This is a genomic window from Pseudomonas sp. Sample_16, assembly GCF_004307665.1.
Lineage (GTDB): Bacteria > Pseudomonadota > Gammaproteobacteria > Pseudomonadales > Pseudomonadaceae > Aquipseudomonas.
The window spans coordinates 1-26,494 of record NZ_RCOB01000189.1; the positions used below are offsets into that span (position 1 = coordinate 1).

Consider the following 26,494-nt stretch of genomic DNA (forward strand, 5'->3'; position numbering starts at 1 on the left):
CGTAAGGGCGAAACCCTAAGCCGCCGTTACCGCAGCAACGGATATGTACACGTTCAACCCACCGCCTGGTCGGCCCAGAGGCCGCCAAGGTCAAGCAGCCCCGCGCCGCCCACTACTGCGATACATGAAAACCAACGCCAACCCCAACAGCACCATCGCCAAAACCCGACTCCCCGACAACTCAATCGCCGGATTCCCCAACCAGCCAAAATTGTCGATCAACATCCCCATCGCCAATTGCCCGAGAATCACCGCCACCGTCGCCACCGCCGTCCCCACCCGCGGCACCGCGCCCACCATGACCATCATGTAGACAACCCCAAACAGCGCCCCGCTGAGTTGCCATTTCGGCACCTGCAGCAAACTCACCGCATGAACCGGTTCAAAAAACACAATCAGCAACCCGGTCAGTACCGTGCCAACTACAAAGGTCAGCAAGCTGCTGCGCAATACGCCGACCGTTTCGCCCAGACGCCCATTGATCGCCGCCTGCACACTCAACACCGCACCGGCGGCCACCACCACCGCCAACAAAATAATCAGACTCATCATTACCCCCGGGCAATCAGAACGAGTGCCGCAACAATCAGCAGCAAGGCCAGCCAACGTTCACCGTTAACTTTTTTTCGCGTGGCGCCGAACCAGCCGAAATGGTCGATCAAGACGCTCTTGCCAACCTGCCCGGACAGGATCGCGATCATGGTCATCGCAATACCGATATGCGGGGTTGCCAGGGTCAACACCACCACATAGATCGGCCCAAGAAAGCCACCAACCAATTGCCAGCGCGGCAGTTCGCTCAGGGCCGGCCCCTTTTGCGGGCCACTGAGCAACAGCAGGAAAAACAGAATCGCCGAGCCCACCCCGAAAATGCTCAGGGTCGCCCACAAATGACCGACCTGGACACCCAAAGGGCCAAGCAGACCGGCCTCCACGGAAAGGCCCATACCGGCCAGTATCACCAGTGGCAGCAGTAATAAACGCAACCCGGAGTTGGCGACCGGCGCCGGTACTCCCCCCACATCATCAACAGAAGCATGCATAGAAAACACCTGTGTAAAGGAATGATGGCGTGCATTATCGATTGGCATAGCTGTGCGATAAATGGGAGCATTCGGACAACACTTTTGCGCGTCTCGCACAGCAGGATCTACCATGCAAGGACTCAACGAATTGGGTTTCAAGGCGCTTCGGCTGTTTGTCGCGGTGCTCGACCACGGCAGTTTTTCCGAAGTCGCCCGCCGCGAAGGCGTGGCGCCGTCTTCGATTTCCCGCCAGATCCAATTGATCGAACAGGCCCTCGGCCAGCAATTGCTCTACCGCCACACCCGCGCCGTCATGCCTACCGAAGCTGGCCGAGTGCTGGGCGATCACGCGCGGCGGGTGCTGGTGCAATTGGAGGAAGCCGAACAGGCGTTGCAGGAACAACAAGCCGAACCGAGCGGACTGGTGCGCATCAATGCGCCGGTGGTCTTCGGTCAGCGGCACCTGTCACCCTGGCTGGGTCAACTGTGCGCGCGTTATCCGAAGCTGCAACTGGATATCCAGCAAACCGACAGCTATGTCGCACCGTTGCAGGAAGGCGCAGACCTGCTGTTTCGCATCGGTTCGCTGCACGACTCGAGCATGCAGGCGCGGGTGCTGGCGCCGCAGCGCTTTCAGGTCGCGGCGAGCCCGGCTTACCTGGAACGCCACGGCAGGCCCGAGCATCCCGACGAACTCGCCAACCACCAGTGCCTGGCCTACAAAGGCGTGGCTGGCCTGCAACGCTGGTTTTTCCGCAAGGGTACACAGCCGTGGGTACCGTATTCGGTGAAAGGGTCAATTACCGGCAACCACGCCGACACCCTGACGCAAGCCGCTGAACAGGGTTTGGGCCTGGTGATGTTTCCGTCATGGTTGATTGGCGAGGCGGTGCGCAGCGGCACGCTGGTGCCGGTGCTGGGCAACTATCAGGTATCCAACAGCCTGGAGCCGCAGCAGATCGCGATACTCTGGCCCGGCAGCCGACGCCTGTCGGTGAAGGTCAGGACGGTGATCGACTACTTCGTCCAATGCTTTGGCGAAGTGCCGTATTGGGACAGGTCATGACCCCTCAGACGGAAAAGTTGCGCTTCTGTGGCGAGGGAGCTTGCTCCCGCTTGGCTGCGTAGCAGCCTTAAAAAAAGCGGTGAACGCTGCGCACTCAAGCGCGAGCAAGCTCGCTCGCCACAAAAAGCATCGCTGATCAGATCCGGAACTGCCCGACCAGACCGCCCAACCGCTGTCCCAGGTCGGCCAAACTGCGCGAAGTCTGCGCGCCGAGTTGGGTTTCATCGGCAACGTTGTCCACCGCCACCGCGATCTGGTGCACGCTGCGGTTGATCTCTTCCGCCACGGCGGTCTGCTCCTCGGCGGCGCTGGCGATCTGTGCGTTCATCGAATTGATGGTGGCGATCAACTGCGCCATGGTATCGAGCGAAGCACCCGCCTCATTGGCCTGCGCGGACGTGCCGTCACCGGCTTCGCTGGAACGACGCATGGCTTCTACCGCCGATTGGGTGCCGGCCTGCAAGCGGTCGATCATGCCCTGGATTTCCTGGGTGCTGATCTGCGTACGACTGGCCAGCGCCCGTACCTCGTCGGCCACCACCGCAAAACCGCGCCCGGCCTCGCCGGCGCGGGCCGCTTCGATGGCGGCGTTGAGTGCCAGCAGGTTGGTCTGCTCGGCGATCGAACGAATCACCCCAAGCACGCTGACAATCGACGACACGTCTTTTTGCAGGCTGTCCAGGGACACGCCGCTGCTGCGAATGTCGTCCACCAACGCATGAATCTTGACGATGCTGCCGGCCACCACTCGCTTGGCAGCTTGTCCTTCTTCATCAGTCTGCTGGGCAGCAACCGCGGCGTTTTGCGCACTCTTGGCCACTTCCTGGGCAGCGGCGGACATTTCGTTGATCGCCGTGGCCACCTGGTCGGTCTCGTGACGCTGGCGCTCCATGGCCTGGTCGGAACGGTTGGCCTGTTCGGAAACCTGAGTCACCAGCCCGGTCAACTGTGAGGTCATCTCGGTGATCTGGCGCACCAGGCCATGGATCTTGTCGACGAAGCGGTTGAACGAACCCGCCAGTTGACCCAGCTCATCCTGGCTGGTGATGGTCAGGCGACGGGTCAGGTCCCCCTCACCCGCGGCGATGTCGTCGAGGTTGGCTTTCATCAGGTTCAATGGCCGCAGAATGGTGTTGGCCAGCAGCATGCCGGCTGCCGCGATCAGCAACAGCACCACCACGGCCACACCGACGATACTCAGCACCACGCCTTGCATACGCTCCTGAACCTTGGCCTCGACCACGGCGACTTGCGCCTCGATACCGTCGAGGTTGACCGACGTACCCACCGCCATGTCCCATTTCGGCAGGTATTCGGTGTAACCGAGCTTGGGCACCAGCACCTTATTGTTGCCCGGCAACGGCGAGCTGTATTGCAGATAGTGCGTCCCGTCCTGGGCGACTTTCACCAGATCACGATTGACGTAGACCCCGTTGGGGTCGCGGTTGTCCTTGAAGCTTTTGCCTACGCCTTCCGGATCTTTGGCCTTGAACAGGCGCACGGTGTTGGAGTCATAGCCGAAGAAGTAGCCGTCCTTGCCGTAGGTGATGTTCGACAGCAACTTGATCGCCTGCGCCCGCGCTGCGTCATCGCCTTGCGCGGCAGCGTCGTACAGCGGCTTGATCGTGGTCATTGCCACGGCAACGTAACTTTGCAGGGTGGCCTTGGCATCGCTGAGCAGGCGCTCGCGGGTGACCTCGACCTCTTGGCGGGCCTGGCCTTGCAGGATGAACAACGTGGTCAGGCTGATGACCAGCGCGAAGAGCAATACCGGGAGGACGGCGAGGGACAGGACTTTGGCCTTCAGGCTCATGCGCATGACGTTCACTCTTTTGATTTTGTTGGCGTGGTTAAAGGCTATAACGGCACGCCAAGGCAAAACTGTAGGAGCCGGGCTTGCCGGCGAAAGCAATGTCAAAGACGCCTTCGCCGGCAAACCTGGCTTCTACATGAGTGAAATCAGAGGACCATCGCGGCCACCCAGCCAAACGCCAGCAACGGCAGGTTGTAGTGCAGGAAGGTTGGGACCACGGTGTCCCAGATGTGATGGTGCTGGCCGTCGATGTTCAGGCCGGAAGTCGGGCCGAGGGTCGAGTCCGATGCGGGCGAACCGGCATCACCGAGGGCACCGGCCGTACCGACGATGCACACGATGGCGATCGGACTGAAGCCAAGTTGCACGCACAACGGCACGAAAATCACCGCCAGGATCGGCACGGTGGAAAACGACGAACCAATGCCCATGGTCACCAGCAATCCCACCAGCAGCATCAGCAAGGCGCCGATGGCTTTGCTGTGGCCGATCCACGCTGCCGACGTTTCGACGAGTGTCTGCACTTGCCCGGTGGCCTTGATCACTTCGCCAAACCCGGAAGCGGCGATCATGATGAAGCCGATCATCGCCATCATCTTCATGCCTTCGGTGAACAGGTCATCGGTGTCGCGCCATTTGACGATGCCCGATACCGAGAAAATCAGGAATCCGGCCAGCGCACCGATGATCATCGAGTCCAGCAACAGCTGAATAATGAAGGCCGCCGCAATCGCCGCACCCGCGACCATCAGGCTCAACGGGTTGTATTGCACCGCAACCTGTTCGACTTGCTCGATCTTTTGCAGATCGTAGACACGCTTCTTGCGGTAACTGACGAACGCAATCAGCAAGCCCACCAGCATGCCCAGCGCCGGAATCCCCATGGCGTGGGTGACGTTGATGCCGCTGATGTCCACGCCGCTGCGGGCGACGTTGGCCAGCAGGATCTCATTGAGGAAGATGTTGCCGAAGCCCACGGGCAGAAACATGTACGGGGTGATGAGGCCGAAGGTAATGACACAGGCGATCAACCGGCGATCGAGTTGCAACTTGGTCAGCACGTATAAAAGCGGCGGCACCAGCAAGGGAATGAAGGCGATATGTATCGGCAAGATGTTCTGCGAGGCAATGGCCACGACCCAGAGCAACCCGATCAACAACCACTTGACCTGGCCACCGCCCGAGGCGTGCTGGCGATCGACCATCGCCAAGGCCTTGTCGGCCAGGGCATGGGCCATGCCGGACTTGGCAATGGCCACCGCGAAAGCACCGAGCAAGGCGTAGGACAACGCCACGGTCGCCCCGCCGCCGAGGCCGCTGTTGAAGGCTTTGAGCGTCGCCTCGATCCCCAGGCCACCGGTCAAGCCACCCACCAGCGCACCTACGATCAGCGCGATCACCACATGCACGCGGGACAGGCTGAGTATCAGCATGACGCCGACCGCGGCAATTACTGCATTCATTGTCACTACTCCAGACAAGCGAAAAGAGTCCAGCCGGGCGCCTGCATGAGCCACCAGCGGGTTAAAGAATGGGTCTTATTAGAAGGGCGCGCACTTTGCCGCAGACACGGCCCGGTGTCAAAGCCGCGCTCGAGGTCATTTATTCACCGGGGCGAGATAAAGAAAGCCAAATCACAGCCGTTACAGTGCAAAGTCTCAGATATTTATCGAATAAGGACGTCTCCATGTCGCTCAGACAACTTTCCATTCAATGGAAAATCACCCTGCTGGCCGGGCTGTGCCTGGCGGGCATCGTGACCCTGCTGGTAGGTCTTTCGCTGTACCGCATGGAGCACAGCTCCGAGTTGGTGAAAGCCTCGAGCATGGAAATGCTGACTGAAGCGGCGCAGGCACGGATCGAGTCCCAGGGTGAAAACCAGGCACTGGTCATTCGCCAGCAGTTCATGGACGCCTATCAATACGGGCATGGATTTTCCCGTCAGGTGCTGTTTTTGCGAGACCAGGCCGAGAAGCGTTTCCTCGATGCCTTCGACCTACGCGAAGACCTGACACGACAGGTCAAATCGGCCCTGCAAGCCAACCCCGAACTGCTCGGCTTGTCCCTGGTGTTTGAGCCCAATGGCCTGGATGGCAAGGACGATCTGTTCAGCGGACAAGCCGAACTGGGCAGTAACGACAAGGGCCGTTTTGCCCTGTACTGGTCACAGCCGACGCCGGGCAAGGTAACGTCCATGGCGCTGCCGGAAAGCGACATGGCCGACACCAGCAGCGGCCCCAGCGGCGAACCGGCCAATGCCTGGTTCACCTGCCCGCGCACCCGCCTCAAGCCCTGCGTGATCGAACCCTACTTTTATGTGATCGACGGCCAGAAAGTGCTGATGACCAGCATCGTGTTCCCGCTGATGGTCAACGGCAAGGTCATCGCTTCGCTATCGGTGGATATCAACCTCAACAGCTTGCAAACGATCAGTCAGGGCGCCAGCAAAAAGCTCTACGACGGCCAGACCAGCGTCAGTATTGTCAGCCCGGCCGGCCTGCTCGCCGGTCACAGCCCGGACGCCGGCAAACTCAGCCAGCGCCTGGAAACCGTGGACCAGACCAGCGGTGCCGAACTGATGCGCATGCTCGCCGGCAGCAGCCAGACCGGCAGCCTGCACAGCCATCAGCAGCTCAAAGTCATATCGCCCTTCCAACCGATTCCCGATGGAAAATCCTGGGGTGTGTTGCTCGACGTCCCTGAAAAAGTGCTGATCGGTCCCGCCGAAGCCTTGAAAAAGCAGCTGGATGAAAGCAACACGGCCGGCACACTGACCGAGTTGGGGCTGGGTGTCCTCGCCGCATTGATCGGGCTGGTGCTGGTGTGGCTGATGGCCCGCAGTGTGACCAAACCGATCCTCGGCGTGGCGTACATGCTCGAAGACATCGCCAGCGGCGAAGGCGACCTGACTCGACGCCTGGCCTACGACAAACAGGATGAGCTGGGGCAATTGGCGGGCTGGTTCAACCGCTTCCTCGACAAGCTGCAACCGATTATCGCCGAAGTGAAACGCTCGGTGCAGGATGCCCGCAACACCGCTGACCAATCGTCCGCCATCGCCACCCAGACCAGCGCCGGCATGGAACAGCAATATCGTCAGGTGGATCAGGTCGCCACCGCGTCCCACGAAATGAGCGCCACTGCCCAGGATGTCGCCCGCAGCGCCGCCCAGGCCGCACAAGCGGCGCGGGATGCCGACCAGGCGACTCGCCAAGGCCTGACCGTGATCGACCGCACCACCACCAGCATCGACAACCTCGCCGCCGACATGAGCGCGGCGATGGTCCAGGTTGAAGGCCTGGCTGCCAATAGCGAAAAAATCGGGTCGGTACTCGAAGTGATCCGCGCCATTGCTGAACAGACCAACCTGCTGGCACTCAACGCCGCCATCGAAGCCGCCCGTGCCGGTGAAGCCGGGCGTGGGTTTGCCGTGGTGGCCGATGAAGTGCGCAACCTGGCGCGACGCACCCAGGAGTCCGTCGAGGAAACCCGTGTGGTGATCGAGCAATTGCAAAGCGGCACCCAGGATGTGGTGGGCTCGATGGGCAACAGCCATCGCCAGGCCCAGGGCAGTGTCGAGCAGGTTGGACAGGCCGTTACGGCACTGCGGCAGATCGGCGATGCGGTGACCGTGATCAGCGACATGAACCTGCAAATCGCCAGTGCAGCCGAAGAGCAAAGCGCGGTTGCCGAGGAGATCAATAACAATGTCGCGACCATTCGCGATGTGACCGAATCGTTGTCGGGACAAGCCAACGAATCAGCACGGGTGAGCCAGTCGCTCAATTGCCTGGCCAATCATCAGCAGGGGTTGATGGATCAGTTCCGCGTCTAATTACCACTGATCCCCTGTAGGAGCCGGCTTGCTGGCGATGGCGGCGACACATTCAGTATCAATGTGTCCAGTACACCGCTATCGCGAGCAAGCTCGCTCCCACAGGTTTTCGTGTACATCCTTGCCATTCACTTTCCATCTTCAATGATGGCGAGTGGATATCTTCCGGAAGCCGATTATGCTTCATGAAACCTTGCAGCGATGCGAGGCCGTCAGTCTGTGTCCCAGGGCCCGGGTACGGCAACAAATGAGAGGTGCTCCGGCCTAAAACAAGAACAACGGAGAAAACTCATGGCGGCAATCGACAATACAACCACGGGCAGTGCGCCCAACCGCGGGATTACCAAGGAGGAACGTAAAGTCATCTTTGCCTCGTCCTTGGGCACCGTGTTCGAGTGGTACGACTTTTACCTGTATGGCTCCCTCGCCGCGATCATCGCCAAGCACTTCTTTGCCGGCGTCAACGAGACCACGTCCTTCATCTTCGCTTTGCTCGCGTTCGCCGCAGGCTTTGCCGTGCGGCCATTCGGCGCAATTGTTTTTGGCCGGCTGGGTGACATGATCGGACGCAAACACACCTTCCTCATCACCATTGTGATCATGGGTGTGTCCACGGCGGTGGTGGGCTTTTTACCGGGGTACGCGACCATCGGGGTGGCGGCGCCGATTATCCTCATCACCCTGCGCTTGCTGCAGGGCCTGGCCCTGGGTGGCGAATACGGCGGTGCGGCGACTTACGTGGCCGAACACGCGCCAAAAGGCAAACGCGGTTACTTCACCTCATGGATCCAGACCACCGCGACCCTCGGTCTGTTTCTGTCATTGCTGGTGATCCTGGCCTGTCGCACAGCGCTGGGCACTGAAGCCTTCGAAGCCTGGGGCTGGCGGATCCCGTTCCTGCTGTCGATCCTGCTGTTGATCATCTCGGTGTACATCCGCCTGCAACTCAACGAGTCACCGGTGTTCCTGAAAATGAAGGCTGAGGGCAAATCCTCCAAGGCGCCGCTGACCGAATCTTTCGCCCGCTGGGACAACCTCAAGATCGTCATCATGGCCCTGCTCGGCGGCACTGCCGGGCAAGCCGTGGTCTGGTACACCGGGCAGTTCTACGCGTTGTTCTTCCTGTTGCAAACATTGAAAATCGAACCGCAGACCGCCAACCTGCTGATCGCCGGCTCGTTGCTGATCGGCACGCCGTTCTTCGTGATTTTCGGCAGCCTGTCCGATCGGATCGGCCGCAAAGGAATCATAATGGCCGGCTGCATCCTCGCGGCGCTGACGTATTTCCCGATTTTCAATGCGCTGACCCAGTACGGCAATCCCGATGTGTTCGTCGCCCAGGAGAAAAACCCGGTCACGGTGGTCGCCGATCCTGACCAGTGTTCGTTCCAGTTCGACCCGGTGGGCAAGGCCAAATTCACCAGCTCCTGTGACTTGGCCAAGACCGTGCTGGCCAGACGGGCGATCCCCTATAAAAACGAGAAGGCCGAGCCGGGCACTGTGGCGCAGGTGCGGATCGGTGAGAAGGTGATCCAGAGTTTCGAGGGCACCGGCATGCCGGCCGCCGACTTCAAGGCGAAGAACGATGCCTTCACCGCCTCGCTCGCTACCGCTCTGAAGGAGGCCGGCTACCCCGAAAAGGCTGACCCGGCCAAGACCAACTATCCGATGGTGTTGTTGCTCCTGACCATTCTCGTCATCTACGTGACCATGGTGTACGGCCCGATCGCCGCGTGGCTGGTTGAACTGTTCCCGGCACGTATCCGCTATACCTCGATGTCGCTGCCGTACCACATCGGCAACGGCTGGTTTGGCGGGTTCCTGCCGACGGTGGCCTTCGCTATGGTGGCAGCCACTGGGGATATCTATTACGGCCTGTGGTATCCGATCGTGATCGCAGTGATGACGGCGATTCTGGGGATTTTCTTCATGCCGGAAACCAAGGATCGGGAGATTCATCACACCTGAAACCGGCACAACACAACCCCTGTGGGAGCACGGCTTGCCGGAGATGGCGGACGGGAGATCGCCATCGCGAGCAAGCTTTGCTCCTACGGGGGATGTTGGTGGGTTTTCAGGTGCGTTTTGGTAGTTCGATCAACACTTTCAACCCGCCCCACTCGCTCACCTGCAAGTGCATGCCCCCGCCCCAGGTGTCGACGATATCGCGCACAATGCCCAGGCCCAGGCCATGCCCATCGGCCTGTTCATCCAGCCGTGCGCCGCGGCTGAACACCTGATCGCGCCGGTCTTCGGGAATGCCCGGCCCGTCGTCTTCGACAATCAGCTGAAAACTTTCTGCAGCCTCGACCACACTCAATCGGACTTCGGCATCGGCCCATTTGCAGGCGTTGTCCAACAGGTTGCCGAGCAGTTCCAGCAGATCCTCGCGATCCCATGGCAGTTGCAGCCCGGCCGGGGTGCGATAGCTCAGGTTCAGATGGTCGCCGTGAATCATGTTCAATGTCGCCAACAACCCCGGCAGTTCGGCGTCGCAGTCAAACAGTGCGCCCGGCAGTGCATCGCCGGCCAAGCGAGCGCGATTGAGTTCACGATTGAGCCGCTGTTGCACCTGTTCCAGTTGTTCCTTGAGCACCTTGCGCAGTTGCGGATGCGCGTCGAGCTGTTCGCTCGAGGCAAGACTCAACAGCACGGCCAATGGGGTTTTCAAGGCGTGACCCAGATTGCCCAAGGCATTGCGCGAGCGCTTGAGGCTGTCTTCAGTGTGAGCCAGCAGGTGGTTGATCTGCGCCACCAGCGGCTCCAATTCCACCGGTACCTGCTCATCAAGTTGCGAGCGCTGGCCCTGTTGCAGTTGCGCGATCTGTTCGCGGGCCTTTTCCAGCGGGCGCAAGGCGCGACGCACAGTGACCCGTTGCAACAGCAGGATCAGCAGCAACCCCGCCAGCCCCAGTCCGAGCCCGACCTGCTGCATCCGCTGGAAGCTCTCGCGCACCGGCGTGTAATCCTGCGCCACACTGATGGAAATCGACTGGCCGAGGCGCCGATAGTCGGAACGCAACACCAGCAATTGCTGCCCTTCCGGCCCCAGTTGCAGGTTGCTGTGCAGGCCGGGATGATCGAGGCGCGGCAGCTCCTGATCCCACAATGAACGGGAGCGCCAATGACTGTCGGCAAAATCGATACGGAAATAATGACCGGAAAACGGCCGTTGATAGGCTGGAGACAAGCGCCGCTCATCCAGTTGCAAGCCCTGCGGGCCACGCACCAGCGCCACCAGCAGGCTCTCGCTGTCGTTGCGCAATCCCGCCTCGAGGTAGCGCTGCAAGCCCATTTCAAACAACCACAGACTGGTTTGCGCCAGTATCAGGCCGACAATCACCATGACGCTGATCAGGCCAAGGCTCAAGCGCCGCTGGATCGACCTCACCTGGCTTGCCCGCCGAACAGGTAACCCTGGCCGCGACGGGTTTCGATCACACTCTTGCCGAGCTTGCGCCGCAGGTGATTGACGTGAACTTCCAGCACGTTGGAATCGCGCTCGGTTTCACCGTCGTAGAGGTGTTCGGCGAGGTGGCTTTTGGAAAGGATTTGCTCGGGGTGCAGCATGAAATAACGCAGCAAGCGGAACTCAGCTGCGGTGAGCTGGACCTCGGCGCCATCGCGTGTCACACACTGACGGCCCTCGTCCAGATGCAACCCGGCAGCCTTGAGCGTCGGTTGATTGGCCTGGCCGTGGGAGCGACGCAACAACGCCTGAATGCGTAAATGCAGCTCTTCGGGATGGAACGGTTTGGTCAGGTAATCGTCGGCACCGGCCTTCAGGCCTTCGATGCGTTCAGCCCAGGAACCGCGTGCGGTGAGGATCAGCACTGGCGTAGCCAGACCTGCGGCACGCCATTGAGCCAGCACGTCCAACCCCGGGACGCCTGGCAAACCGAGGTCGAGGATGATCAGGTCATAGGGCTCGGTACTGCCCTGATGCAGCGCGTCGCGACCATCGGCCAGCCAGTCCACGGCGTACCCTTGGCGATTGAGGCCGGCCATCAATTCGTCGGCCAGGGGCACGTGGTCTTCCACCAGGAGCAAACGCATCGGTCAGTCTTCCTTGTCTTTCAGTAATCGGCCGGTGGCGGCGTCAAGGTCAAGCTCGCGCACCACGCCTTCAGTAGTGAGCAACTCGACTTCGTAAATATAGATGTCGTGCTTCTCTTCGAGCTCAGCCTCCAACAGTTTGGCCTCGGGATAGCGGTCCAGCGCCTGTTGCAACAATTGCTCGAGCGGCAGGATCACCCCCTGTTGGCGCAGGCGCAGGGCTTCGTCCTGATCGAGGTCACGAGCCATGGCCACCGAACAGAAAGCCAGCAGCACCAGCGCCAGTCGACTGCCGGCGCGCCGTGTTGTAAAGGAAAGCAGCGTCATTACGAATCCTGATGATCCTTGAGAACCTGCCCGCTGACAGCGTCTAATTCCAGATCCCAATCGATACCCTGCGAGTCGCGCAGTTCAATCTGGTAGATGTACTTGCCGTACTCTTCTTCCAGCTCGGTTTCGGTGATAGTGGAACCCGGGTGCCTGGTCAACGCGGTGGCATTGAGTTTCTCGAAAGACACAATGGTACCAGCGTCGCGCAGCCTCAAGGCTTCATCCGGCCCCAGATCGCGCGCGTGGGCGATACTGGCGGTCAGGCTGATGATGGACGCGGTGAACAGGGCAGTCAGGGTTTTCATGGGTGTCTCCGTATTCTTTTAGGTGTTGCCTACGGGGGCCACGTTAGCGATAAGAACTTAATTGAAACTGAATTGCCATCATTGGCCACAGCAACACAAAACCTGTAGGAGCACGGCTTGCCGGCGATGGCGCCCGGGAGATCGCCATCGCGAGCAAGCTTTGCTCCTACGAGTTTGGCGCAAGCTGTTACATAATTAACTGTTGCCAGACACAGAGGCCGGTATGACCGCCATCCACATCAAGTTTCCCTCCCTGACGCTCAAGGCCGGGCCGCGTGCCTTGGCGCGCATCCGTGAAAACGGGTTGCAGGCTGCCGATGTCGGCACGTTGCCGGGCGCAGCCGGTGGCCCCAAGGCATTGGGGATTCAGGGGCTGGACCTGGCGTTATTCGGCCAATGGTTGCCGACGGCGCCCCGGGAGCGCTCGCTGATCGGCGCATCGGTGGGTTCCTGGCGCTTCGCCAGTGCCTGCCTGCCGGACGCGGCCGAAGGCATCCGCCGACTTGGCCACCTCTACACCGAGCAGGATTTCGCCAAGGGTGTGACCATGGCGCAAATCAGCCAGAGCTCGCGGCGCATGCTCGATGACTTGCTCGACGGTCACGATGCCGCCCTGCTCGCCAACCCCCATTACCGCCTGAACGTCATGGTGGTCAAAAGCCACGGCCTGCTCGCGGATGACCATCGCGGGCGTCTGGGCCTTGGCCTGTCGTCGGTGATTGCCGATAACCTGCGCGGCCGCGCGCGGCTGTCGCGGCACTTCGAACGGTTGATCATCCACGATCCGCGCCTGGCGCCGCCGGTCAATGCGCTGAATGACTTCCCGTCACGTTTCGTCGCCCTGGATGCCGGGAATCTGCGCCAGGCCTTGCTAGCCTCCGGATCGATCCCGATGGTGATGGAAGGCGTGCGCGATCTGCCGGGTGCCGGCGCCGGGACGTTCCGCGACGGCGGCTTGCTCGACTATCACCTCGACCTGCCCTACAGCGGCGATGACATCGTGCTCTATCCGCATTTCACCGACCGGGTGATTCCCGGCTGGTTCGACAAGACGCTGCCCTGGCGCCGCGCCTGCCCGGCACGCCTGCAAAATGTCTTGCTGGTGGCGCCGTCGAAGGAGTACCTGGCGCGTTTGCCCTACGGCAAACTGCCGGACCGCAACGACTTCAAACGTTTCATGGGCGACGCCCCGAGCCGACAGAAATACTGGCGTGCGGCGATGGATGAAAGTCGGCGCCTGGGCGATGAGTTTCTCGAACTGGCCGCCAACGGTCGCCTTGGCGAGCGCTTGCTGACCCTTTAGTCAGGACAAGCTGTTAAACTCGCCGCCTGCCCGAATCGCTGCGGCGAACGCCATCTGAACAGAGCTGAAAACACTGTGGAAATTTTCAAAGAGTTTACTTTCGAATCCGCCCACCGCCTGCCCCACGTCCCGGACGGCCACAAGTGCGGCCGCCTGCATGGTCACTCGTTCAAAGTGGCGATTCATCTGAGCGGCGACCTCGATCCGCACACCGGCTGGATCCGCGATTTCTCCGAGATCAAGGCGATCTTCAAGCCGCTGTACGAGCGTCTGGACCACAACTATCTGAACGACATTCCCGGCCTGGAAAACCCGACCAGTGAAGTGTTGGCCAAGTTCATCTGGGCCGAAATGAAACCTCTGCTGCCGGAACTCAGTGCGATCCGCATCCACGAGACGTGTACCAGCGGTTGCATCTATCGCGGCGAGTAAACCTGCCAATGGATGCACAACCCTGTAGGAGCGAGCCTGCTCGCGATGGACGTCTAGACACCGCGGTTTTCCAGATACACCACGTTATCGTTAACGTCTTTCGCGAGCAGGCTCGCTCCTACATTGGGTATGCGTTTCGTCAGTGATACAAAAAACAGCCTTCAACGGCTGTTTTTTTATGCCTATGCTTTTTGGCTCGCACCTGCCAAGAGGACACGTCCATGACTGAATGGCCACTGGCTCAAACCTACCGCTTCAAAGGGCACTCCGTTCGCTATGCCGTTCGCGGCGATGGCCCGCCGCTGGTGTTCGTGCACGGCACACCCTTCTCTTCTTATGTATGGCACCGGATTGCGCCGCATTTCATCACCACGCACCGCATTCACTACTTCGACCTGCTGGGCTACGGGCTATCCGAGAAAGTTGAGGGTGACGTTTCATTGGGCGTGCAGAACGAATTACTGGCGCAACTGTTGGAACACTGGGGCCTGGATAACCCCGATGTGGTGGCCCATGACTTTGGCGGCGCGACCACCCTGCGTGCGCACCTGCTCAACGGCAAGGATTACCGCAGCCTGACGCTGATCGACCCGGTCGCGCTGACGCCCTGGGGCTCGCCGTTCGTGCAACATGTGCGACAGCATGAAGCGGCGTTCAGCGGATTGCCCGACTACATTCAGCAAGCCATCGTGCCGGCCTATATCCGCGGGGCAATCAAACGCGACATTCCGGACGACGAACTCGCACCGTACGTGCAACCCTGGCTGGGCGACCCCGGGCAAGCGGCCTTTTACCGGCAGATCGCTCAGATGGACGAACGCTTCACCCGCGAAGTCGAAGGCTTCTACCCGACGATGCGCTGCCCGGTGCAGATCCTGTGGGGCGAGGACGATCAGTGGATTCCCATCGAACGCGGGCGAGCCTTGCAACAGATGATCCCGGGCGCACAGTTTCACGCGGTTCCCAACGCCGGTCATCTGGTGCAGGAAGATGCTCCTGAGGCCGTTGTCGCGGCGTTGATGCGATTTTTGCCACTGGCGGGGATTGCCATCACCGAGCTAACGTAAGGACATTGACAACCGAACCTCTAAAAGGACTCTCCTGATGCACATCATCAATGCCAGGTTGCGCAACCAGGAAGGCCTGCATGAGTTGCACCTGGAAAACGGCCTGATCAGCAACATCGCCCGCCAGACCGAAGCACCTACCCTGGGGCCAGACGATCTGGATGCCGGCGGCAACCTGGTCATACCACCCTTCGTCGAGCCGCACATTCATCTCGACGCAACCCTGACTGCGGGCGAGCCGCGCTGGAACATGAGCGGTACGCTGTTTGAAGGCATCGAGTGCTGGGGCGAGCGCAAAGCCACCATCACCCAAGAAGACACCAAGACCCGGGCCAGGAAAACCATCCAGAACCTGGCGGCCCACGGCATCCAGCACGTGCGCACGCATGTCGATGTCACTGACCCGCAGTTGACCGCCCTGAAGGCGATGCTCGAAGTGCGCGAGGAAAGCCGGCACCTGGTGGACATGCAAATCGTCGCATTCCCGCAGGAAGGCATCGAGTCCTATCGCAACGGCCGGGACTTGATGGAGGAAGCGATCCACATGGGTGCCGACGTGGTCGGCGGCATTCCGCATTTCGAGTACACCCGCGAGCAGGGTGTCAGTTCGGTGAAGTTCCTGATGGACCTGGCCGAGCGCACCGGGTGTCTGGTGGACGTGCATTGCGATGAAACCGACGACCCGCACTCTCGCTTTCTCGAAGTGCTCGCCGAAGAGGCCCGCAGCCGCGACATGGGTTCGCGGGTCACCGCCAGCCACACCACGGCCATGGGCTCCTACGACAACGCCTACTGCGCCAAACTGTTTCGTCTGCTCGGGCATTCGGGCATCAGCTTCGTTTCATGCCCCACCGAAAGCATCCACCTGCAGGGCCGCTTCGATAACTTTCCGAAACGCCGGGGCGTGACCCGGGTCAACGAGTTGCTCGAAGCCGGCATGAACGTGTGTTTCGGCCAGGACTCGATCGTCGACCCGTGGTATCCGCTGGGCAACGGCAACATCTTGCGGGTACTCGAAGCGGGCCTGCACATCTGTCACATGCTCGGTTACCGCAACCTGCAAAGCGCCCTGGACCTGGTCACCGACAACAGCGCCAAGGCCCTGGCCCTGGGAGACCGCTACGGACTGGAACCGGGCCGGCCAGCGAACCTGCTGATTCTTTCTGCCGAAAGCGATTACGAAGTGATTCGCAGCCAGGGATTGCCGTTGTATTCAGTGCGCGGGGGCAAGGTGTTGATGAAGCGGACGATGCCGGTGGTGGAGTTCAGTGGGGTGGATTGATCTTCCGGTTTAATCAATTACACCCTGGTTATCGCTAGTCGATTTGTCACCGGCTATACACCGTGGCGTAAACTAGCGATAACCTAATGTAAAAAATCAAACCAACAAAAACCTAAGGACAACCATCGAAAAAAACACCACTCCACCTGCAATCCAAGGCGCTATCAACTTTCGCTTAAGATCTAGCGGCAAGTTCAACAACTCATCCTTCTCTATAAGACCCCGTTTTTCGCATAGCCGAGGGATCAAAAACATTATTGCAATTGATCCACACCTATGAACCTTTCCAATCAAGCCAAAACCAGAAAACACTTCACGATTGCTTGCAACATATTTACTTTTATCCAAGTAGCTTTCTATTATTTCCGTATATCGAATGGTGAATATAAATATCCACACCAACACCAAAAACATCAAGAATATTAAAAATACTGCAGTAAAACCCAATACAATCCTCATTATTGAAGATACTCATAAATTATGTCACCGCCCATCCCACCTATATTTCCACCGATTTCTCCTCCTGCCCAACCGCCTACTCCACTCCCTACCACCATACAAGCTAGTGCACCGGCCCCGCCGGTAGCGACCCCGAAGGCAACAGCGCATCCGATTGAAGTTACGTAACCTCCAACAAACCCGCCGAAAGATCCACCATACAGGCTGCCCGACAACTTCCCTCCTTCTAGATACTTAGCTTTCCTGCATTGCTCTTCACGCCCAGTCGTGCATGCCTCATAAATTGAGGCACCTGTTGCAGTTACACTCAGGCCGACCCCCAGATAGGTCCCTTTTTTCATGAGGCTGGATGCTTTCGCCACGCCATTAATGGTTTCGGCATAGCCGGCTATGGTCCCCGTATGCAGGTAACTTTTGGTGGAAATGCCCAGCATGTCCTTGATCGAGCCTTGGTTACGCAAACCGGAGCCAAATCGGGCAAAGCTTCTCAACTGATGATCAAGCTTCTCAAATAGAGCCTTACGCTTTGTATAAAAGGCATCTCGACTCTCAGCGCCACCCTGTCTCAATAAATCACCATGAGCGCTTTCGATTTTTTCCAGGGTTGTCTTGATGCCATCAAGGTGTTTGCTCCAGGCACCACCCACCGCGCCAATCCCTATGGATGAATAACCAAGCATTCTTGTCAAAAGTTCGTGATTTTCAACTATGAAACCATCGCTCTGCATTCCATTGGTCATAATCGCCAAATGGACTTCCAACGCTTTGCGCATATAAAACGCTTCTTCGGCCGTACAAGACGATAGTGATTCATCGCCTACAATGACTATTTCCCCGGGCAACACCACTGTATTGATAATGTGAGAATTCAACACATCAAACTTGATACTGGATTTTTGCCCAAGATTCAACTTTGACTTTAAATACGAATAGGGCTGCACATGCTCATTGATAAAAATGTAGGCCTTTGACATCAGCTAAACCTCACGAGCACTTTTTGTTTGCAATACGATCCCACCCACCGGCCACGTTTCCGCCACCTGCGCCGTCCATACGCTTTTGCTGGGTGTAAATCGTTTTTATGCGCCCGTAATCTAGACTGATACTTTCGGTAGGTACCCCGTCATTTGCTATTTGCGAATAACTGGAAATGATCACCTCTTCCAGTTGAATCTCGAAATACTTGAGTTTCTCACCTCCCGCGCGGTGTAACCTCAACACAACATCTTTCAGGTGGTCACCTGCGCAACTGGCTTCAAGGAGCTTGCAACTGGATTTATCCAGGGCTTTGGTAAACGTAAAATCGGAAACGGTCGTACGCCCCGAAGAAGCTCCCCCCGCAGAACTGGCCGTAGCCGACGTTCCTTGGTGGGTGCCGAAGCGGTAGCCGGTAATTTCGATCCAGTCACTGTGTTGCTCATCAAGCGCTTCACCCGGGATTCCACTGATTTTCAAAAAAGCGTCAAATGCCATGCCACCGTTCCTTGGCAGTGGAATTGTTCATCAATTCCTTCATGAGCAAAGCTACAACTTTCTCTTTAAACAATGGTTTGACTAACACCCCCTGAGTACTGCGAAAAAGAGCTTTCCTATGCCGCTCTGCCAAATTTCTGTAGGACCTGTCCACATATGCCGGGGTTACTGTGGGCGGCGATTCGATAACGGCGACATAAGATTCAACTAACCAACCGGGCCGTACCAAACAGACTAACCCGACTCAACTTCCCCCGCTCTTCCTCCAGCAAAATCGGCGCAGTACCACCGGGCATCGTCACCTTCACTTCCCCGGCACTCACCCAGCCCACCCGCCAGGCCGCGCACGCCACCGCCGTGGCGCTGGTGCCGGAGGACGCCGTCGGCCCTTCGCCGCGTTCGAATACCCGCGCGATCACTCGCTGCGCGGCATCATGGGCCGCCCATTGCAGATTGATCCCCGCCGGGCACGGTTGTCCTGCCCCGGTGGGCATGGCGAAAGCGATTCGCGTGAGCCCTTCGCCCAATGCGGGTTCACGCATTTGCTCGTTGCTCGGCAGCGCATCCACGTGGTCCACCAGCGTCACACAATGCGGATTGCCGACCCGTACAAACTGACTGCGTGCCCATGCGCCGTTCAATGCTGCCAGCGGCTGTACATGGCTCAGTTCCCGGCCGTTGAACGTTACACTCTCAACGCCTTGAGCACTGACTGCTTGCGGGTCGAAAGTCGGTTGCCCCAGATCCAGCCAGAAACCCTGCACCCCTTCGACCTGCGCCGCTTTCACCGAGGTTTCTCCCGGTGAAATCACATCGGCCTTGTCGTGATGAACCTTGAGCACACACGCCTCGTTCCGGGGCAATAAACCTTGGTCACTCAGGGCCTGGGAGAAAATCGTCAGGCCGTTTCCACTGCGTTCGGCGAGGGTGCCGTCGGTGTTGACAATCAACAGATCGAACGGTGGCGACGACTGGAACGGGCCAACCAGCAAGCCATCGCTGCGATGAGCCTTGCTGCCGGTCGGTTGCTCACCCGGTGCCCAGGAACAGCATGCTTCGACGGCTGCCGACGCCCACAATTGGCGGGTTTGCGCGGCGTGGCCGGCTTGATCGGGCACAGCGATGCCCATTTGCCGCAGCGCCTCGGGCGCCGCAACCATGTAGATATTGCCTCGTGCATCGTAGAGCCGAGTCATGTACCAGTCCTGAGTTCAGCCAAAAAAGAGTCTGTACTTTAGGGCCTCACGGAAGACGACAGCAATCGATTGCCCCGTCGAATTGCGGTTACTACGCGCCCGGGGTTTATCGCGAACTGTTGTCGTCACCTGTCATTAATGACAGCAGACAACCTATCCGCACCAGCGCAAAGTTGAATCCTGGCCCTTATTGCCCGGTGACACCATGAAATGGATATCCCTGCCTTTTATTCTGATAACCCTGATTTCAAGCGGTGTGACAATCGCCGATGAGCCGGTGCGCAATGGCGGTGGCGAGGAAATCCTGTTGCAAGGGTTTCACTGGAACTCCAGCCGCAACCCGACGGAAAAGTGGTACGCGGTACTGACACGCATGGCGGGTGGGATTGGTAGCGATGGCTTCACCGCCGTGTGGATGCCACCTCCCTGGAGCGATGTTTCCCAGTGGAAAACCCTCTCGGCCGAAGGTGGAGGTGAAGGCTATTTCTGGCACAGTTTCGATAAGGGCAGCCGCTACGGAAGCGATGCACAACTTCAGCAGGCTGCCGGGGCGTTAAGTCAGGCCGGCGTGAAAGTGGTGTACGACATCGTGCCCAATCACATGAACGATAAAGACGTTTATTCACTGTTTCCCAGAGGGCGAAATGAGTGGCGTCACGACTGTGCGCAATGTGACGAAGGCGATGCTTTCATGGACGGCGCGGCCGATCTGAATACCGCCAACACAGAGGTTTTCACCGCTTTCGAAAAGGAACTCATCAACCTGCGCGACCATTACGGTGCCAAAGGCCTGCGCTTCGACTTCGTCCGCGGCTATGGACCGGAAACGGTTGATCGGTGGATGAGGGCCTTTGGCGACCAACAGTTTTGCATCGGTGAAATGTGGAAAGGCCCAGGTGAGTACCCTGAAGGTGACTGGCGTCATAAGACCAGTTGGCAAGATGCACTCAAGGACTGGGCAGACCGCTCGCACTGTACGGTCTTCGACTTTGCCCTCAAGGAACGCATGCAAAACGGTTCGCTCGCCCAATGGCGAGACGGGCTCAATGGCAACCCGGATCCCGCATGGCGCAAGATTGCCGTAACCTTTGTCGACAACCATGACACTGGCTACTCACCGGGTCCGAATCAAGGACAACATCACTGGCCGTTGCCAGAAGAGCGGCGTAATCAAGCCTATGCCTATATCCTCAGCAGCCCTGGTACACCCGCGGTGTACTGGCCGGACATGTACGACTGGCAACGTGGCGACTTGATTCGCCAGCTGATCAGGCTACGTAAGGAGGCTGGCATCAAGGCTGACTCCGAGATCCGTTTTCATCCGCAGTATTCCGGAATGGTGGCCACCACGACAGGCACTCTGAAAAGCCTGGTTATCGCGCTGGATTCGGATTTCACGAACCTGCCACAAAACCTGGGCCAACCAGCGCTGGCAGCGGACGGCGATAAAATCCGCATCTGGAGTACGCCTTCTGAGCAACCGCCCATAGGCGTTCATTTCAATTGCGACTACGCCCCTACCTCCGTCGACCAAACCGTTTATGCCGTGGGCTCATCTCTTGAACTGGGTGCATGGGACCCGCGCCATGCCATCGCCTTGACGCACAACCCCCAAGAGAACCGCTGGACGCGAGTCATCGAGTTGCCGGCGCATCAGGTCATCGAATGGAAATGCATCATGCGCAACAGCAATTCGCCTGACTCCGTGCGTTGGCAACCGGGTCCGAACGTCAGCTTCACCAGTGGCGAAGTCAGCGTAACCCGAGGAACGTTTTAGCCTGCTGGGCCAGCGGTTGTGAGCAGCCTTCAGGGTCGCGACAGGTGAACTGATGTGCAAGGATGGCGGTCTGCACACAGTCAGTCACCTGCGTTACCAAGGACTTTTCATGACCGCCATCAATACCCCATCGCTCTTCGTTCCCGGGCGCATGGAACAAATGTCCACGCGCGTCGCTTTTTTCATCGCCGGGTTCGGCATCGCCGCGTGGGCACCGCTGGTGCCGTATGCCAAGGCGCGGGCCGGGTTGGACGAAGGCACGTTGGGTTTGTTGCTGCTGTGCCTGGGGGTGGGTTCGATTCTGGCAATGCCGATGGCTGGCATCCTGGCCACGCGCTTCGGTTGCCGCAAAGTGGCGACCGGCGGGACGCTATTGATCTGTGCAGCGCTGCCGCTTTTGGCCACGGTGTCGTCGATTCCGGCCTTGATCGGCGCGCTGTTCATGTTCGGTGCCGGCCTCGGCACGGTGGATTCGACGGTGAACCTGCAAGCGGTCATCGTCGAGCGCGCCAGCGGCAAAAACATGATGTCGGGGTTTCACGGTTTGTTCAGCCTGGGCGGGATCGTCGGCGCGGCAGGCGTCAGTGCCCTGCTCGGCCTGGGGTTGTCGCCACTCGGTGCGATGCTGGTGGTGGTCGCTTTGCTGTTGGTCGCCCTGCTGAAGGCCGTGCCACACATGTTGCCCTATGGCAGCGACAGTTCAGGGCCGGCGTTTGCTGTTCCCCATGGCATCGTGCTGTTCATCGGCGGCATGTGCTTCATCGTCTTCCTCGCCGAAGGCGCGGCACTGGACTGGAGTGCAGTGTTCCTGGCGCAGGAGCGCGGGATCGATACGGCCTATGCGGGGCTGGGGTATGCGGCGTTTGCCCTGACCATGACGGTTGGACGCTTGACCGGTGACAAAATCGTGCGGCGGCTGGGCGCGACACGGGTGATCGTGTTCGGAGGGCTGACTGCGGCGGCCGGGCTGTTTCTGGCGACATTCGCCCCGAGCTGGGAAGCGGCGTTGGCCGGTTATGCGTTGCTCGGTGCAGGATGCTCGAACATTGTCCCGGTGCTGTACACCGCCGTCGGCAAGCAGACCGTCATGCCGGAAAGCATCGCCGTACCGGCCATTACCACCCTGGGCTATGCCGGCATTCTTGCCGGACCTGCGGTGATCGGCTTTGTCGCCCATGCCGCCAGCTTGAGCTTTGCCTTTGGATTGATGGCGTTGTTGCTGGTGGCGGTGGCGATTGGCGGGAAGGTATTGAAAGTCTGAAGGCATCGCTGGCAAGCCAGCTCCCACAGAATCGTAGTCGTACACCTAAGTCGTGTTCGCCGCGAACTCTGTGGGAGCTGGCTTGCCAGCGATAAAGGCTTCCCGGTCTATCAGAAGCCAACACTGGCCTGCACGAAAAACGTACGCGGCGCGCCAACGTACATGCCCGAGTTATTGTCGCTGGAGCGAGTGAAGTACTGCTTGTCGAAGATGTTTTTCACCCCCGCGCCCAGCTTCAGGTTCGACACCTGCGGACCAAAGTCATAACCGCCACGGACGTTCCAGGTGACGTAGCCCGGAATGTCACCGTACTGACCATCGGCCGTGCCCTCGGTGATGTAGTTGTTGCTGAAGCTGCCGTCGGCGTTCACCGCAACACCCGGTGAGCGCTGTTTGGACTGGGCAAAGGCGTCGATATTGTAGGTCCAGCGATCAATGTCGTAACGCAGCCCGGCGGTGGCCACCTGACGCGAATAGAACGGCAGGTCACGCCCCTCGAAATCCGGGATATCGCCTTCATAGACGGCACGGGTGTAGGTGTAGCCGGCATTCGCTGTCAGACCGGCCAGACGCGGGTCCAGTGCCGCCATGTCGTAATGCACCGATGCTTCGATCCCCTGGTGGGTCGTTGCGCCCAGGTTGGTCCAGCCCGCATCGTTGCTGATGTACTGCAACTCTTTATCGAAGTCGATGTAGAACAGCGTCACTTCGCCGCCCCACACGTCATCGTTGTAGCGCGTGCCGATTTCATAGGTCTTGGCTTTTTCCGGCTCCAGACCATTGGCGGTGCTGTCGCCTGTACCCCCCTGACCGAGCTGGAAATACTGCAGGCTGCCGAACGAAGTTTCATAGTTGGCGAACAGTTTCCAGGCATCGGAGATGTGATACATCACGCTCAGCGCTGGCAGCGGTTCGTTGCTTTCGATGCTGCGTTTCTTTTCCGGTACGGGCCGGCCGGCCGTGTCGAGTACCGGACGATCGTGCCAGTCGGTACTGATATGTTCAAAGCGAATACCGGGAGTGACGGTCCATTGGCCGACATCGATCTTGTTGTCGATATACACCGAGTTGGCTTCGGTACCACCGGTTCGGTCCTGATAGACATGCCCGTCCGAACCTGGACGTACCACCGGCTCGTTGCTGCTGTTGAGCCCCAGGCGGCTGGCCTCTTCGTGCATGGCTTCTTTCAGGTAGCGATAACCGACACTGACTTCCTGGGTGGTCGGGCCGACATCGAACACATGGGATACACGCGGTTCGATGCCAAAGGTGTAGTAGGTGCGCGGGAACGAGCCGATGGTTCTTTGATCGCGGGCGGCGATGTTACTGCCGCGGAAACTGTCGGTGTAATACGTCAGCACTTCGGCCTGAGTGCGGTCGTCGAGTTGGCGGACCCATTTGAACGACACGTCCTTGCGACGGCCACTGAAGCTGTCGTTGTTCCGGTCGGACTGGAACGGGTCAGCGTCGTACTGCGCCTGGGTCAGGCCGCCGGGCATGTCGGCGCTGGCATCGTAGTAATGGAAATTGAGGCTGAAATCGTCGTAATCCGTAGGCGCCCAGTGAGTCTTGAGGATCACGTCATCGATATCGTTGTCGTTGTTGCGTTCACGGTAACCGTCGCCGTTCACGCCGGAGTACAACAGCGCCACGCCCATGCCGTTGTCCGCCGTGCCGCCGGCAAACAACGTGTCGATGTGCTTCCAGCCACCGTGCTGGGAAGTTTCCAGGGTCGTGCCGATTTCCGCAGAGGCTTGTTCCGGAATCGCACGGGTCACGAAATTGATCACACCGCCCACGTTCTGTGGTCCGTAGCGCACGGAGCCGGCCCCGCGCACCACGTCGATGCTGTCGAGGTTGCCGGAGGAAATCGGTGCCATGGACAGCTGCGGTTGGCCGTAAGGCGCGAACGCCGCAGGCACGCCGTCGATCAGCACGGTGGAGCGCGGCGACAGGCGCGACGTCAGGCCGCGAACACCAACGTTCAGGGAAATGTCGCTGCCACCGGTACCGTTGGCGTCCTGCACTTGCACACCCGGCACACGTTTCAGAACGTCGCCGACGTTCATCGCACCTTGCTCGACCATCGCTTCGCGGCGGATCACGGTCCGCGCGCCCGGGTGATTCTGCACCACGGCGGCGTCGGCATCATCGAGCCAGTCGCCGACCACTTTGATGTCGGTCACGCCCAATTCCAGTGGCCCTTTTGCAGCCGCCGTTGGCGCCGGTAACAAGGTGACCGAGCCTTCATCGATCTGGTATTGCAGGCCGCTGCCCTGCAACAGCTGACGCAGCGCCTCTTCCGGGGAAATATTGCCCTCCACCGCCGGAGCCTGTTTGCCGGCCACCAGTTCAGGGCTGAAAAAAACCTGCAACGACGTTTGCTGGCCCAGCTCACTCAAGGCCTGACCCAGTGGCTGCGCCCTGATTTTAATGGCGTCGGCCGCGAAGGCCTGGGGCATCGCAACGTTGATCGCCAGTGCGAGCGCCAAGGGCAACCAAGGGAGATTGTTGTTTTTAGCGGCGGATTTTTTCACGTCAAACGGCGTCCTGTGAATCGCAAGAGTGTGCGCTTGTTAATGCAAACCAGTTGCAGTTGAACAGGAAGACGATGAACTCGAAAAAAACCTGAATTTTATTTTGAAATTATTTCCTGACTGCCGTCAGCGAGGGTACGCACGGCCACCGGAAGTATGCTCGGCAAGGCCTTGAGCAGCGCATCGGTGTTGTCGGACTTGAACACGCTGGTCAGACGCAGATCGCCGACTGCGCGGCTGCCGACCTTGAGCGGCGTCTCGCGATAGCGCGAGACTTGCTCGGCGACATCGGCCAGCCTGGCGTTGTTGAAGACCAGTTTGCCGTTGCGCCAGGCGGTCAGTTCGGCCGAGTTGACCGCATAGGCCGCCGCGACTTTGCCGTGCGCATCGACGTGGGTGCCCAGGCCAGCCGTAAGGTTGATGAAATCGTTGTCGGCAGCGTCGTGCCCCTGAACCTTGACGGTGCCCTGCTCCACCACGACCCGGGTTTCGCTGGCGCCACGGCGCACATCGAAACGGGTGCCGGTGACCGTGACTTTGCCGCTGCCGGCCTCGACGATGAAGGGTCTGCGGGTGTCATGCTGGACGCTGAACATCGCCTCGCCTTCACTCAGTTCAACGGTGCGTCGGTCTTTTTCAAATCGCACCTGAATGCGACTTCGGCTGTCCAGGTCGACCACCGAGCCATCCGGCAGCGCCACATGACGGCGCTCGTTCAGTGCTGTGGAGAACTCAGCCGTGTAAGGCGCCGGATGATTCAGGCCACTGAACAAACCCAGCCCGAGCGCTACCGCCAACACGCTGGCGGCAACCGCATAACGCAGCACCGGGCGGCGTTTGTTGCGCGTTGGCGCTTCCTGACACAGCGCTTGCAGACGCGCCGCAGGCACCAGGTCGGCAGCTTTCCACAGCCCCTGGAGCCATTCGAATTCGGTTCGATGTTGCGGGTGTTGGTCCAGCCAGGTTTCGAACTGGCGATGCGTTTGGGCATCGACCGCAGGTTCCTGCAAAAGCACAAACCACCGCGCCGCTTCATCGCGGACCGCTGTTTGCCCGCACGCACAAGCACGAGTATCCATCATGGAAGTTCCTGTTTGGCTGGGGATGAAAAATGGCCACCGCTCATGATTGCAGTCCGTCCAGGCGGTCGCGCAGATGCCGCAGCGTGCGGATCATATACTTTTCCACCATGTTCTTGGACAGCCCCAGGCGTTCGGCGATTTCAGCCTGGGTCAGGCCTTCGATCTTCTGCCAGACAAACACCTTGCGGCAGTTGA

24 protein-coding genes are annotated in these 26,494 nt (G+C 59.3%); 9 read left to right on the forward strand and 15 right to left on the reverse strand.

Annotated elements, in window-relative coordinates:
• Nucleotides 1–90: 90 nt before the first annotated feature.
• On the reverse strand, nt 91–552 hold the full coding sequence (locus D8U69_RS24885; RefSeq protein WP_130908379.1) for a DMT family transporter: 462 nt from the start codon (nt 550–552) through the stop codon (nt 91–93).
• On the reverse strand, nt 552–1,043 hold the full coding sequence (locus D8U69_RS24890; RefSeq protein ID WP_056854810.1) for a DMT family transporter: 492 nt from the start codon (nt 1,041–1,043) through the stop codon (nt 552–554). Before D8U69_RS24890 ends, D8U69_RS24885 begins: the two co-directional genes overlap by 1 nt.
• 112 nt (nt 1,044–1,155) lie before the next feature.
• On the opposite strand from D8U69_RS24890, the gene D8U69_RS24895 reads away from it, so the two are divergent.
• Nucleotides 1,156–2,091, forward strand: coding sequence for a LysR family transcriptional regulator (locus D8U69_RS24895; RefSeq protein ID WP_130908380.1), 936 nt, complete (start codon nt 1,156–1,158; stop codon nt 2,089–2,091).
• Nucleotides 2,092–2,227: 136 nt separating this feature from the next.
• Here D8U69_RS24895 and D8U69_RS24900 read toward each other — a convergent pair whose 3' ends face one another.
• Both D8U69_RS24900 and D8U69_RS24905 read right to left on the reverse strand, forming a co-directional pair.
• Complete coding sequence (locus tag D8U69_RS24900; protein ID WP_130904214.1) at nt 2,228–3,910, reverse strand: methyl-accepting chemotaxis protein; 1,683 nt, start codon at nt 3,908–3,910, stop codon at nt 2,228–2,230.
• Between the two features lie 140 nt (nt 3,911–4,050).
• Nucleotides 4,051–5,367, reverse strand: coding sequence for a Na+/H+ antiporter NhaC family protein (locus tag D8U69_RS24905; protein ID WP_056854813.1), 1,317 nt, complete (start codon nt 5,365–5,367; stop codon nt 4,051–4,053).
• 224 nt (nt 5,368–5,591) lie between these two features.
• Between D8U69_RS24905 and D8U69_RS24910 the strand changes: the two genes are divergently transcribed.
• Both D8U69_RS24910 and D8U69_RS24915 read left to right on the forward strand, forming a co-directional pair.
• Nucleotides 5,592–7,739 carry a methyl-accepting chemotaxis protein gene (locus D8U69_RS24910; RefSeq protein ID WP_130908381.1) on the forward strand — a complete coding sequence of 716 codons (2,148 nt, stop codon included), beginning with the start codon at nt 5,592–5,594 and terminating at the stop codon, nt 7,737–7,739.
• Between the two features lie 291 nt (nt 7,740–8,030).
• Nucleotides 8,031–9,707 carry an MFS transporter gene (locus D8U69_RS24915; RefSeq protein ID WP_056854815.1) on the forward strand — a complete coding sequence of 559 codons (1,677 nt, stop codon included), beginning with the start codon at nt 8,031–8,033 and terminating at the stop codon, nt 9,705–9,707.
• Between the two features lie 106 nt (nt 9,708–9,813).
• Here the strand turns inward: D8U69_RS24915 and D8U69_RS24920 are convergent, their stop codons facing one another.
• Genes D8U69_RS24920 through D8U69_RS24935 form a run of 4 tightly spaced genes read right to left on the reverse strand, consistent with a single transcriptional unit; the run spans nt 9,814 to nt 12,430 of the window.
• Nucleotides 9,814–11,130, reverse strand: coding sequence for an ATP-binding protein (locus tag D8U69_RS24920; RefSeq protein ID WP_130908382.1), 1,317 nt, complete (start codon nt 11,128–11,130; stop codon nt 9,814–9,816).
• Nucleotides 11,127–11,795, reverse strand: a complete 669-nt coding sequence (locus D8U69_RS24925; protein ID WP_056854817.1) for a response regulator transcription factor — start codon at nt 11,793–11,795, stop codon at nt 11,127–11,129. The genes D8U69_RS24920 and D8U69_RS24925 overlap by 4 nt, the downstream gene beginning before the upstream one ends.
• 3 nt (nt 11,796–11,798) lie before the next feature.
• Complete coding sequence (locus D8U69_RS24930; RefSeq protein WP_056854818.1) at nt 11,799–12,122, reverse strand: PepSY domain-containing protein; 324 nt, start codon at nt 12,120–12,122, stop codon at nt 11,799–11,801.
• Nucleotides 12,122–12,430 (reverse strand): PepSY domain-containing protein, encoded by a 309-nt coding sequence (locus D8U69_RS24935; protein ID WP_056854819.1) that lies wholly within the window; start codon nt 12,428–12,430, stop codon nt 12,122–12,124. Before D8U69_RS24935 ends, D8U69_RS24930 begins: the two co-directional genes overlap by 1 nt.
• Nucleotides 12,431–12,653: 223 nt before the next feature.
• Here D8U69_RS24935 and D8U69_RS24940 point away from each other — a divergent pair, with 223 nt between their 5' ends.
• From D8U69_RS24940 to codA, 4 genes are all read left to right on the forward strand, one after another.
• On the forward strand, nt 12,654–13,733 hold the full coding sequence (locus D8U69_RS24940; RefSeq protein ID WP_056854820.1) for a hypothetical protein: 1,080 nt from the start codon (nt 12,654–12,656) through the stop codon (nt 13,731–13,733).
• 75 nt (nt 13,734–13,808) lie between these two features.
• Nucleotides 13,809–14,165 (forward strand): 6-carboxytetrahydropterin synthase QueD, encoded by a 357-nt coding sequence (gene queD, locus D8U69_RS24945; RefSeq protein WP_056854821.1) that lies wholly within the window; start codon nt 13,809–13,811, stop codon nt 14,163–14,165.
• Nucleotides 14,166–14,386: 221 nt separating this feature from the next.
• Nucleotides 14,387–15,232, forward strand: coding sequence for an alpha/beta hydrolase (locus D8U69_RS24950; RefSeq protein ID WP_056854822.1), 846 nt, complete (start codon nt 14,387–14,389; stop codon nt 15,230–15,232).
• 37 nt (nt 15,233–15,269) lie between these two features.
• Nucleotides 15,270–16,514, forward strand: coding sequence for a cytosine deaminase (gene codA / locus D8U69_RS24955; protein WP_056854823.1), 1,245 nt, complete (start codon nt 15,270–15,272; stop codon nt 16,512–16,514).
• A gap of 96 nt (nt 16,515–16,610) precedes the next feature.
• Here the strand turns inward: codA and D8U69_RS24960 are convergent, their stop codons facing one another.
• The 4 genes from D8U69_RS24960 to D8U69_RS24975 form a co-directional block, all read right to left on the reverse strand.
• Nucleotides 16,611–16,961, reverse strand: a complete 351-nt coding sequence (locus D8U69_RS24960) for a hypothetical protein (RefSeq protein WP_130908383.1) — start codon at nt 16,959–16,961, stop codon at nt 16,611–16,613.
• Nucleotides 16,962–16,972: 11 nt separating this feature from the next.
• Nucleotides 16,973–17,947: a hypothetical protein gene (locus D8U69_RS24965; RefSeq protein ID WP_130908384.1), complete on the reverse strand. Its 975-nt coding sequence runs from the start codon at nt 17,945–17,947 to the stop codon at nt 16,973–16,975.
• Between the two features lie 10 nt (nt 17,948–17,957).
• Nucleotides 17,958–18,446: a type VI secretion system tube protein Hcp gene (locus D8U69_RS24970; RefSeq protein ID WP_130908385.1), complete on the reverse strand. Its 489-nt coding sequence runs from the start codon at nt 18,444–18,446 to the stop codon at nt 17,958–17,960.
• Between the two features lie 203 nt (nt 18,447–18,649).
• Nucleotides 18,650–19,642, reverse strand: a complete 993-nt coding sequence (locus D8U69_RS24975) for a diaminopimelate epimerase (RefSeq protein WP_130908386.1) — start codon at nt 19,640–19,642, stop codon at nt 18,650–18,652.
• Between the two features lie 190 nt (nt 19,643–19,832).
• On the opposite strand from D8U69_RS24975, the gene D8U69_RS24980 reads away from it, so the two are divergent.
• On the forward strand, nt 19,833–21,419 hold the full coding sequence (locus D8U69_RS24980; RefSeq protein ID WP_241668693.1) for a glucan 1,4-alpha-maltotetraohydrolase domain-containing protein: 1,587 nt from the start codon (nt 19,833–19,835) through the stop codon (nt 21,417–21,419).
• Nucleotides 21,420–21,528: 109 nt separating this feature from the next.
• Complete coding sequence (locus D8U69_RS24985; protein ID WP_130908387.1) at nt 21,529–22,680, forward strand: MFS transporter; 1,152 nt, start codon at nt 21,529–21,531, stop codon at nt 22,678–22,680.
• Nucleotides 22,681–22,790: 110 nt separating this feature from the next.
• On the opposite strand, the gene D8U69_RS24990 is transcribed toward D8U69_RS24985, so the two are convergent.
• The 3 genes from D8U69_RS24990 to D8U69_RS25000 form a co-directional block, all read right to left on the reverse strand.
• Nucleotides 22,791–25,217 (reverse strand): TonB-dependent receptor, encoded by a 2,427-nt coding sequence (locus D8U69_RS24990; protein WP_056854830.1) that lies wholly within the window; start codon nt 25,215–25,217, stop codon nt 22,791–22,793.
• Nucleotides 25,218–25,315: 98 nt separating this feature from the next.
• Nucleotides 25,316–26,299 carry a FecR family protein gene (locus tag D8U69_RS24995; protein ID WP_130904204.1) on the reverse strand — a complete coding sequence of 328 codons (984 nt, stop codon included), beginning with the start codon at nt 26,297–26,299 and terminating at the stop codon, nt 25,316–25,318.
• Nucleotides 26,300–26,339: 40 nt separating this feature from the next.
• On the reverse strand, nt 26,340–26,494 hold a 155-nt coding region (locus D8U69_RS25000), incomplete at its 5' end, for a sigma factor-like helix-turn-helix DNA-binding protein (RefSeq protein ID WP_277751170.1).